This is a genomic window from Flavobacterium sp. I-STPP5a (assembly GCF_009764685.1).
In the GTDB taxonomy this organism is placed as follows: domain Bacteria; phylum Bacteroidota; class Bacteroidia; order Flavobacteriales; family Flavobacteriaceae; genus Flavobacterium.
This window is the reverse complement of the sequence record NZ_VHLM01000053.1, coordinates 1-10,821: the sequence shown is the minus strand read 5'-3', so window position 1 is coordinate 10,821 and position 10,821 is coordinate 1. Positions and strand designations below refer to the sequence as shown.

Here is a 10,821-nt window from a genome sequence, read left to right as displayed (position 1 = left end):
ATTTGAGAAAACAAAGTTATATTTGACATAGAAGAGGGCTTTTTTGTTGTGCAACTCAAAGTTAATTTGAGATACAAAAATTACCCTCTTTTTCTTTTCTTTTTTTAAATGTTTAGGACGCTATTGATTTTTAATCAAAATCTTTCATCGCTCGTGTGGATTGCAAACCTCTGTCTATTAAATAAATATTACCGTGATGTTTTTCTTTTTTGACTTGCTTTAGGATCGCTTCAGAAAGTGCAGCTTCCTCAGATGAGTATTTTTGACAGTAGAAACTTCTACGCCCGAAGATAAAATTCAATCAAATGAAAAACTGAATTTTACCAGTTTCTTTCCACTGTTTTGATCGATTACCTCTTTTAATTTCGTACAGGCATTAGCAACTATCGTGCTATGAACTCGCATAGGATTGTATTTTTCGATTTCAGGCTTGTCATAAAGTTCAGAAAATCTGTCGAACATCTGCTGATAAATTTCTTTAAAATAATTAGAATCAATTTTTGAAAGACATTCAGAAATAGAACTTCTTCGTACTTTTTCATCCTCGTCCAATCCAAACAAAGCCTTGAATCCACAGCTGTTAAAAGTATCTTCGAAAGTTATTTGACTTAGTTTATCATTGTCAAAAATGTAAAATAGAAGCAAATAAAACAATTTTCTTCCATGCAGTAGTTTGCTGTAATAATCCACCTTGATGGTTGCCGAAAGATGGCTTTAAAGCGCTTCTGCGATAAATGATAGAGCCTGATTTAGTAGAACGTTGTAATCTTTAAAGTTAGTTATAAATTGCTGTTTTACAGTAGTAAATATAATTAAAATTGTTAAAAAAAGCAATAAAATGAATGTTGAATACACAAAGTAGAAACAGAAAAAGCCCGAAGATTATTCTTCCGACGATGACTAGCACTGTGTTTGTCTTTTTTTAAGTGATTTCAATTAGGTTGTCTCCATGTCATTTGCCTACTGGCTTTTGATTTAAGTCGCGCAGTGTATTTCAATTAAATATTCAAAATATTTTCTCAAAACAACACAATTAACCTTTATTTTTGCACAAAACAATTCTTTTGAAAACCCAACTCTTCCTCATCACGCCACCCTTTACCCAACTGAATACACCTTATCCGGCAACGGCATATATTAAAGGGTTTCTAAATACCAAAAACATTGAATCTGTGCAGGCTGATTTAGGGATTGAAGTGATTTTGAAATTGTTTTCCAAAGAAGGTTTGCAAAGTTTGTTTCAGGTAGGAAGTCAAAAGTTTAAAGCTGGAGAGATCTCAGATAATTCAAAGCGAATTTATGCTTTGCAAGAAGAATATCTTAAAACAATCAATCCTGTTATTGCTTTTTTACAAGGAAAAAATCCAACATTGGCGCTTCAAATTTGTCAAGAAGATTTTTTGCCAGAAGCTTCTCGATTTACACAGTTAGAAGAACTCGATTGGGCTTTTGGAACTATGGGAACACAAGATAAAGCCAAACATCTTGCCACCCTGTATCTGGAAGATATTTCGGATTTTATCGTGGAATGTGTTGATGCTAATTTTGGTTTCAGCCGCTATGCGGAACGGTTGGGTCGAAGTGCAAGTTCTTTTGACGAGCTATACGAAGCTTTGCAAGGTGAGCCAACTTATATTGACGGAATATTACTTTCGATTCTAAAAGAGCGAATCGAAACTATAAAGCCTACTTTATTCCTAATTTCGGTTCCGTTTCCAGGGAATTTATATGCTGCTTTCCGATCTGCACAATGGGTGAAAAAGAATTATCCCAATATTAAAATTTCAATGGGCGGCGGTTTTCCCAATACGGAATTACGTTCCCTCTCGGATGCGCGTGTTTTTGAATTCTTTGATTTTATTACTTTGGATGATGGAGAAATGCCAATTGACGAGTTAATTCATTCCATTGAAAACCCAAATTACAATACTTACAAACGAACTTTTTTATTAGAAAACGGAAAAGTAGTTTATAAAAACAATTCTACAAAACCTGATTATAAGCAATCACAAGTAGGTACACCTGATTATTCAGATTTACTTTTGGATAAATACATTTCGGTTATTGAAATTGTGAATCCCATGCACCGTATGTGGAGTGATGGTCGCTGGAATAAACTCACCATGGCGCACGGATGTTATTGGGGAAAATGTACGTTTTGTGATATTTCATTAGATTATATCAAAATTTACGAACCCGTTGCTGCTAATCTATTGTGCGATAGAATGGAGGAAATGATAGCTCAAACAGGGGAAACAGGTTTTCATTTCGTTGACGAAGCAGCTCCACCAGCTTTAATGAGAGCCTTAGCATTGGAAATCTTGCGCCGAAAATTAGCGGTCACTTGGTGGACTAATATTCGATTTGAAAAGAGTTTTACTGAGGATTTATGTTTGCTACTCAAAGCCTCTGGTTGTATAGCGGTATCTGGTGGTCTTGAAGTAGCCTCAGATCGATTATTAAAATTAATTGACAAAGGCGTAACGGTTGAACAAGTGGCTCGTGTAACCCGAAATTTTACCCAAGCTGGTGTCATGGTACACGCCTATTTAATGTATGGTTACCCTACTCAAACTATTCAGGAAACTATTGATAGCCTTGAAATGGTGCGTCAATTATTTGAAGTTGGTATTTTGCAATCGGGATTTTGGCATCAGTTTGCCATGACAGCACACAGTCCTGTAGGCTTGTACCCGGAGCAATTTGGAGTTAAAAAAAACACAGAAAGCATAGGGACATTTGCTAACAATGATATTGATTATACTGATGCTACTGGAATAAATCACGACAAGTTTAGTTTTGGACTTAAAAAATCACTTTATAATTACATGCACGGAATTTGTTTTGAATACGATCTTCAGGATTGGTTTGAATTTAAGATTCCAAAAACAAAAATTCAATCTGATTTTATTGTTAACGCTATTGAAAATGAAGAAATATTCAATATTAAACCCACTGCCAAAATTGTTTGGCTAGGAGGAAAGCCGTTAGTGGATCATTTTACTAAAACTAAGAAAGGAAATTCATGGGAGATGTCTACACTTACTTTTCATGATAAAAAAGAGCCTTTTAGTATTCTTACCAATAAAAACGAGGGTGAATGGTTGGTGAAAACTTTGGAAAAAATATCCGTTTTCAATGTTAAAAATTATACTTTTCAGGAATTAAAAGCAGATTTTGAACTAAGTCTGGAAGATTTTGAATTGTTTTGGTACTCAAAGCCTATTAAAACATTAAGAGAATATAAGTTGTTAGTACTTTAAGTTTTTTTCAATAAACTATATCTAATTAGCATAAAACTTTTATTTTTCGATTACGAAAACGTTTTCTTTTACTTATTTTTACAACACTAAAAAAAGAAGCAAATGAGTATTGATTATAAAGTTACTGTAAACGACACTTTTCATTTTGATTTGGATAGCGAGCGTGTTGCACAAGTTGATGCTGTAAGTATCGAAAAAAATAATTTTCATATTCTTCATGAAAATGTAGCCTTTAAAGCAGAAATTCTATCTGCTGATTTTCATCAAAAAAAATATACCGTAAAGGTAAATAGCAACACCTATACTGTTGCAATTTCTAGCCCGCTGGATAGTTTGATAAAAGAAATGGGTTTTGAAACAGGACTTTCAAAACAAGTAAATTTTATCAAGGCGCCTATGCCTGGTTTGATTTTAGAAATCAATGTAGTTGTAGGGCAAACAGTGAAAGAAAATGATAATTTGATTATTCTAGGTGCCATGAAAATGGAAAATAGCTTTCTTTCACCACGCGAAGGTGTTATTAAAAGCATTTCTGTACAAACAGGTGATGCTGTAGATAAAGGTCAGTTATTAATTGAATTTGAATAATAAAATACAGCTAGTTTGCAAATTGAAATTACAAGGTTGCATTACTCAATGCAATACATTTTAAGAGAGTAAAATTTGCGAATCTGCGGTTTAAAAGATGTAAAATGAAAAAAATATTAGTTGCCAATAGAGGTGAAATTGCTATTCGAGTGATGAAAACCGCTCAAAAGATGGGGATTAAAACAGTGGCTGTTTTTTCTACAGTTGATAGAAATGCGCCACATGTGAAATTTGCTGACGAAGCGGTATGTATTGGAGAAGCACCTTCAAGTGAGTCGTATTTGCTTGGAAATAAAATTATTGAAGTTGCCAAAAGCTTAAATGTTGATGCTATTCATCCTGGATATGGATTTTTAAGTGAAAATGCTGATTTTGCCGAAGAGTGCGAAAAAAACAACATTATTTTTATTGGTCCAAAGTCTAGAGCCATTAAAATTATGGGAAGTAAACTAGCAGCCAAAGAGGCTGTAAAGCAATACAATATTCCTATGGTACCTGGTTTTGATGAGGCTATTACTGATGTTGAAAAAGCAAAGTTGATAGCAAAGGAGGTTGGTTTTCCAATTCTAATTAAAGCATCTGCTGGAGGCGGAGGAAAAGGAATGCGTGTGGTAGAAAGCGAAGCTGATTTTGAATCTCAAATGGATCGCGCTATCAGTGAAGCAATTGCCGCTTTTGGTGACGGATCTGTATTTATTGAGAAATACGTGGGCTCTCCTAGGCACATTGAAATTCAAGTAATGGCTGACAGCCATGGTAATGTGTTGTATTTGTTTGAAAGAGAATGTAGTATTCAACGCCGCCATCAAAAAGTAATTGAAGAGGCTCCTTCCTCAGTTTTAAGTCCTGAATTGCGACAAAAAATGGGTGAAGCTGCAGTATTAGTAGCAAAGTCTTGTGATTATCTAGGTGCAGGAACAGTCGAATTTTTATTGGATGAAAATAACAATTTTTATTTTCTCGAAATGAACACACGTTTGCAAGTGGAACACCCTGTGACCGAGATTATAACGGGAACAGATCTTGTAGAATTACAAATAAGAGTTGCAAGGGGCGAAGCATTAGCCATGAAACAAGAAGATCTTAAAATAAAGGGTCATGCCGTAGAGTTGCGTGTCTATGCCGAAGACCCTATGAATGATTTTCTTCCTAGTGTTGGTCATTTAGAGGTGTATCAATTGCCTGTTGGTGAAGGTGTTCGTGTGGATAATGGTTTTGAACAGGGTATGGATATTCCTATTTATTACGATCCAATGTTGGCTAAATTAATTGCTTTTGGTGAAACTCGTGAAGAAGCAATTCAAATTATGATCAAGGCTATTGAAAACTATCATGTTGAGGGTGTTCAAACGACCTTAGCTTTCGGAAAATTTGTTTTTGAACATGAGGCTTTTCGTTCTGGGAATTTTGATACTCATTTTGTTAAGAAATATTACAATACTGAAGTTTTGAAACAACAAATGGAACAAGAAGCTAAAATTGCTGCTATGGTAGCTCTAAAGCACTATTTTGAAGACCAGAAAATCATACGCTTGTTGAATTAAACTATTTTTTATCCATTATTTAGAAATAGCTTAGTCAAGCCTTTTTTTAAGGGTGCTCAATTATTCTGGGGTCTTTAATAAAATTAGCGTTTAAAAAAAAGAAAAACATGAAAGACAAAATAAATATATTAAACGAAAAAATTGCCGAAGCTCATTTGGGTGGAGGTAAAAATAGAATTGCAAAACAACATTCTAATAAAAAGCTTACGGCAAGAGAGCGAATAGAGTATTTGCTGGATGAAAATTCTTTTGAAGAAATAGGAATGTTAGTAACACATCGTACCACTGATTTCGGAATGGAAAAAGAACAGTATTATGGGGATGGAGTTATTACAGGCTACGGAACCATTAATGAAAGATTAGTATATGTTTTTGCTCAAGATTTTACGGTTTTTGGAGGTTCATTGTCTGAGACTCATGCCGAAAAAATATGCAAAGTAATGGACATGGCTGTTAAAATGGGTGCGCCTATGATAGGACTAAATGATTCAGGAGGTGCGCGTATACAAGAAGGAGTGAGATCATTAGGTGGATATGCCGATATTTTTTATAGAAACGTACAAGCCAGTGGTGTAATTCCTCAAATATCGGCTATTATGGGACCTTGCGCTGGTGGAGCGGTATACTCTCCTGCCATGACCGACTTTACGATGATGGTTGAAGATACCAGTTACATGTTTGTTACAGGGCCTAATGTGGTTAAAACTGTGACAAATGAAACGGTAACTTCAGAGGAATTGGGAGGTGCAAGTTCACATTCAACTAAATCTGGTGTGGCTCATATTACATCAACAAATGATGTGGCGTGTTTAGATGATTTAAAACAATTATTAAGCTATTTGCCGCAGTGTAACAAAGAAAAAGCAGCTGATTTGCCTTATACGCTTAATGATGAATATCGAGATAAATTGACCTCAATACTTCCTGATAATCCTAATAAACCGTATGATATGCACTCGGTTATAAGTGAAATTATTGATGAAGATTCCTTTTTTGAGATTCATAAAAATTATGCCGAAAATATAATTGTAGGATTTGCTAGATTAGCGGGTCGCAGTATAGGTATTATTGCAAATCAACCTATGGTTCTTGCAGGATGTCTGGATGTGAATAGTTCTAAAAAAGCAGCGCGTTTTACTCGTTTTTGTGATGCATTTAATATTCCGCTTTTAGTACTTGTAGATGTGCCTGGATTTTTACCAGGAACTGATCAAGAGTGGAACGGAATTATAGTTCATGGTGCAAAATTACTCTATGCATTAAGTGAAGCTACGGTTCCAAAAGTTACAGTTATTACCAGAAAAGCTTATGGAGGAGCCTATGACGTAATGAATTCTAAGCACATAGGAGCCGATATGAATTTTGCTTGGCCAACTGCCGAAATTGCTGTTATGGGAGCAAAAGGAGCTTCGGAAATTATTTTCAAAAAGGAAATCAATGAAGCTGATGATCAAGAAGCCAAACTGTTAGAAAAAGAAGCAGAATACGCTGATTTATTTGCTAATCCATACACAGCTGCACAACGAGGTTTTATTGACGAAGTGATTCTTCCACAAGATACCAGACGAAAGTTGATAAAATCATATAGCATGCTTGAAAATAAGGTAAGTGTTACGCCAGTTCGAAAACACGGGAATATTCCTTTGTAGATTTTTTATAATAATTGAAAAACCACCTGATTTAGGTGGTTTTTTTTGGACTTATACTTTCAAAGTTACTCTTTCAATTAATTGTGGCCTCTTTTTGATTTATTGACTTTCAGTTTTGCATTAGAAACTATCAGAAGTATAGATTTGACCGTAGCAATTATTTGTTTTCCACAAAAAGCATTCAAAATAATTGTTTTTCCATGAAATACTTGAAGCAATTATTGTTTTTAGAAAAGGAAATGTTTTATCAGTATTTTTACTATAGCCCACGTTTTCAGAAGTGTGCAAGGTATTAATGTAGTTGTTTTTCAACTCTGGATGAATTATATCGCCTCCAACGGTTGAAACCGTTGGCTATAGTTTTGAGGAAAATGAACTGTTGAAATTCTTCTTTTTTTATAGCTTTACTCCGCTTTAAACCGAAACCCAATCCCGTGTAAATTCTCAATGGCTATTCCTTTTTCGTTTGCCAAAATTTTGCGCAAGCGGGAAATGAAAACATCGAGACTGCGTCCCATGAAATAATCATCGTCACCCCAAAGAGAGGTTAGAATTTGTTCCCGTTTTAGCACCACGTTTTTATTGTCGAGGAATAATTTTAAGAGATCGGCTTCGCGTTGCGTGAGTGGTATTTTTTCGGTTTCATTAAAAAGGATGAAATTTTTGGTGTCAAATTGGTATTTCCCAATTTCGTAGATTGATTTTTCAACCAAATTGTTTTTGCGGGAACGTCTTAGAAATATTTCAATTTTAAGGAGTAATTCTTCTATGCTAAATGGCTTCACGAGATAATCATCGGCACCCAATCGAAGCCCTTTGAGGCGGTCTTCTTTTAAGGTTTTGGCCGACAGGAAAATAATGGGAACATCAACATCGAGTTTCCTGATTTCGGTGGCCAGTTCAAATCCATCCATTTTTGGCATCATTATATCTAGAATACAAATGTCAAAACTTCCTTTTTTGAATGCTTCAAAACCTGATTTTCCGTCTTCGCAATGTGTTACTTCATAGCGGTTTTGCTCCAAATTGTCTTTGGTCAGGAATGCTAAGGTGGCATCGTCTTCGGTATACAATATTCGAACAGTACTCATTTAGTTTTGAGGAATTAATAGTGAAAAAGTACAGCCTTTTTCTAGATTACATTTTACAGTTATTTTCCAGTGGTGGAGGTCGCATACTTTCTTGGCATAGTACAAACCCAATCCAAAACCGGTGACTTCATTGCTTTTTTGACTCGGAATTCTATAAAATTTGTCAAACACAAAGGGAATGTTTTTGGAATCAATTCCAATACCGTTATCGATAAAATCGAATTGAAGATACTTTCCAACTTTTGCAATAGCGATACAAATTTCGGGTTTGTTTTCGCTGTATTTTATGGCATTATCGAGCAAGTTGTACACCAAATTGGTAAAGTGAAATTCGTCCGCTTCAATGGTAACGGTTACTAAATCTGTTTTAATTTCAATTTGGGTTTCGGGATGTTTTAGGGTACTGTTTTCAATTACAGCTTCTAAAATAGGCAATACATTCAACATCTTTTTATCCAATACCAAAGGAGCATTATCCGATTTTGCAACGCTTAGAATTTTTTCGATATGCTGATTCAGCTTGTTGCTTTGGTCAATAATAATGTGTGTGTATTTTTCCAGTTTTTCATCTTGCAGAATTGGATTTTGTTTGATGAGGTAATTGGAGGCAATTAATATGGAGGATAGCGGCGTTTTGAATTCGTGGGTCATATTATTGATGAAATCACGTTGCAAGTCAGAGTATTTCTTTTGCTGCAAAAGCGTAAAAATAGAATAGACATAAACCAGTAAAATGACAATTAAAGCAATCGAAAGCACAAACCAGAACCGTAAGGAACTGAATAAATAACTCGTTTCATTTGGAAACCGAATGGCAAAATAATAGACTAAATTTTTATGTTTGGGGAAACCTACAGAATGTTTGGTCTGTTTCTTTTCGGATAGCGAAATGTAGTTGCCATAGACCATTTCGTCGCTTTGGCAATTGTACATGGCATATTCAAAATCGGTGGTGATGTTCATTTTCTTGAACTCGGATATGAGATAAAACTCTAAAATTTCAGGTTCAAAATCATTATCAATATTCACAATATAATAATCATTGGAGATTTTCCGTACTGGATTTTTACCTGGAAGTTCTTGATTGGTTCCTTGATACAATTTTTTGGCAACTTCCAGTAAGGCAACATGTGCTCTTTGACTGAATTTTTTTTCCTCAACACTGAAGGCTTCTTTCGTCCAAAGCAATTGTGCTACAAGGATTCCTATAATGGCGATTAACCCGATTAAGATGCTGCTATTGAGTTTGGTCAGTTTCATTATGTAATATTAATCAAAATTTGCTTGACTTTTTTGCATTAACAAGTCGTTAACAAAGATTGAATACCGCTTAACAAGAGTGTCTGTTTTTCTAATCTACTTTTGGATTGTTAAAAAACAGTAACCAATAAAACTAATTTATTATGAAAATGATTAAAATTTCAATGTTGGCATTAACTCTAGGATTAATGTCATTTTCGGCCATCGAACCTGTAAAAGTAATAGTTTCAAAAGTAGCTGTTGCAGCTTCTTCGATTGTATGGAAAAGCGAAAGCATAGATGTGGGTTCAATTCCTCAAAACACTCCAAAACCAATTGTTTTTGAATTCAAAAACACTGGAAAAAAAGCTGTAATCATTACCAATGTACAAGGTTCTTGCGGATGTACGGCAACAGATTATACCAAAACGCCAATTGCTCCAGGAAAATCAGGAACCGTTATAGCTACCTATAATGCGGCTAATCCAGGTGGATTTACAAAAACAGTATCGGTAACTACAAATACTGAAACGACTGTAAAAGTTTTAACAATAAAAGGAATTGTTGTTGCGGCTACTGGAGTGAAAAGTTAATTTTTAAGATTAATTTTTAGAACTTTATCTTGAGCTATTAAAATAGATAACAAGTTGGATACTTAAATAATAGTAAATAAAAAAGAGATGATTTAGCAGCATCAATTTAGATATCAGATAGCTTGAAAGTTATTAATGATGAAAAAATAATAGTTGGGCAATGTTTATAAAATCATTATTCAAGTCTGATCCAAGAGTGTCTTTTTGGAGTATAAATATATTGCTATGTAATTGAATTTATAATAATTATACTTTTTGAATTTATGAATAGTAAATCTATTATTATTATTATTATTATTATTATTATTTTAGCCCCTTAATAGTTCGGAGTGATATTTTAAATTTCAAATAGTACATTTGATATATGAAATACAAGAAATGGAGTTTAGAAGAAAAGCTAGAAATCCTATCCTTTTCAGAAGAATTAGGAGTTGTTGAAACGTGCCGTAAATACAGCGTTAGCACTGGCACTTTGTATAGCTGGAAGAAGAAACACGAGAAGCAGGGAGAAGCTGGTTTAAAAGTAACTTATGACACTAGTAGTAAAGAGCTAAAGCAAGCTGAGGAAGAAAACAGAATTCTACGCAAATTATTAGCTAACAAGGAAATCGAATTAGAAATTGGGCGTGAACTTTTAAAAAAAAAGTTTGGGACATCCGATCCAAGAAAGATTTAGTAGATAGTATTTATAGTAAACATAAGATTAGTAAAACCAAAATTATTACTATAGTAGGAATGGTTCAAAGTAGTTATTACCGAAGACCAAGCTCAAATAAAAAAGGTATTAAACCTAGTGAATTTACTTTTAATAAATCTAAAGGATATGTAAGTCAAGACGCGGTTATTAAATCGAT

Annotated in this window: 9 protein-coding genes; 6 read left to right on the top strand and 3 right to left on the bottom strand. The window is 34.3% G+C overall.

Annotated features, from left to right (window positions below; genetic code table 11):
- Positions 1-297 precede the first annotated feature (297 nt).
- Positions 298-645, bottom strand: a complete 348-nt coding sequence (locus FJV36_RS09825; protein WP_158728882.1) for a hypothetical protein — start codon at positions 643-645, stop codon at positions 298-300.
- A gap of 419 nt (positions 646-1,064) precedes the next feature.
- Between FJV36_RS09825 and FJV36_RS09820 the strand changes: the two genes are divergently transcribed.
- The 4 genes from FJV36_RS09820 (at position 1,065) to FJV36_RS09805 (ending at position 7,044) form a co-directional block, all read left to right on the top strand.
- Complete coding sequence (locus FJV36_RS09820; protein ID WP_158728881.1) at positions 1,065-3,263, top strand: radical SAM protein; 2,199 nt, start codon at positions 1,065-1,067, stop codon at positions 3,261-3,263.
- Positions 3,264-3,365: 102 nt separating this feature from the next.
- Complete coding sequence (locus FJV36_RS09815) at positions 3,366-3,851, top strand: acetyl-CoA carboxylase biotin carboxyl carrier protein subunit (RefSeq protein WP_144892798.1); 486 nt, start codon at positions 3,366-3,368, stop codon at positions 3,849-3,851.
- Positions 3,852-3,955: 104 nt separating this feature from the next.
- Positions 3,956-5,395, top strand: coding sequence for an acetyl-CoA carboxylase biotin carboxylase subunit (gene accC, locus FJV36_RS09810; protein ID WP_158728880.1), 1,440 nt, complete (start codon positions 3,956-3,958; stop codon positions 5,393-5,395).
- A 107-nt stretch (positions 5,396-5,502) separates the two neighbouring features.
- A complete protein-coding gene (locus tag FJV36_RS09805) occupies positions 5,503-7,044 on the top strand; it encodes an acyl-CoA carboxylase subunit beta (RefSeq protein ID WP_158728879.1) in 1,542 nt (513 codons plus the stop codon).
- A 404-nt stretch (positions 7,045-7,448) separates the two neighbouring features.
- Here the strand turns inward: FJV36_RS09805 and FJV36_RS09800 are convergent, their stop codons facing one another.
- Complete coding sequence (locus tag FJV36_RS09800; protein ID WP_158728878.1) at positions 7,449-8,135, bottom strand: response regulator transcription factor; 687 nt, start codon at positions 8,133-8,135, stop codon at positions 7,449-7,451.
- On the bottom strand, positions 8,136-9,395 hold the full coding sequence (locus FJV36_RS09795) for a sensor histidine kinase KdpD (RefSeq protein WP_158728877.1): 1,260 nt from the start codon (positions 9,393-9,395) through the stop codon (positions 8,136-8,138).
- Between the two features lie 143 nt (positions 9,396-9,538).
- Here FJV36_RS09795 and FJV36_RS09790 point away from each other — a divergent pair, with 143 nt between their 5' ends.
- Both FJV36_RS09790 and FJV36_RS09785 read left to right on the top strand, forming a co-directional pair.
- Entirely contained in the window at positions 9,539-9,967 is a 429-nt protein-coding gene (locus FJV36_RS09790) for a DUF1573 domain-containing protein (RefSeq protein ID WP_158728876.1), read from the top strand.
- A 364-nt stretch (positions 9,968-10,331) separates the two neighbouring features.
- The gene (locus FJV36_RS09785; protein ID WP_158727651.1) at positions 10,332-10,643 is read left to right on the top strand and encodes a transposase; all 312 of its coding nucleotides are present in this window, start codon (positions 10,332-10,334) and stop codon (positions 10,641-10,643) included.
- Positions 10,644-10,821 lie beyond the last annotated feature (178 nt).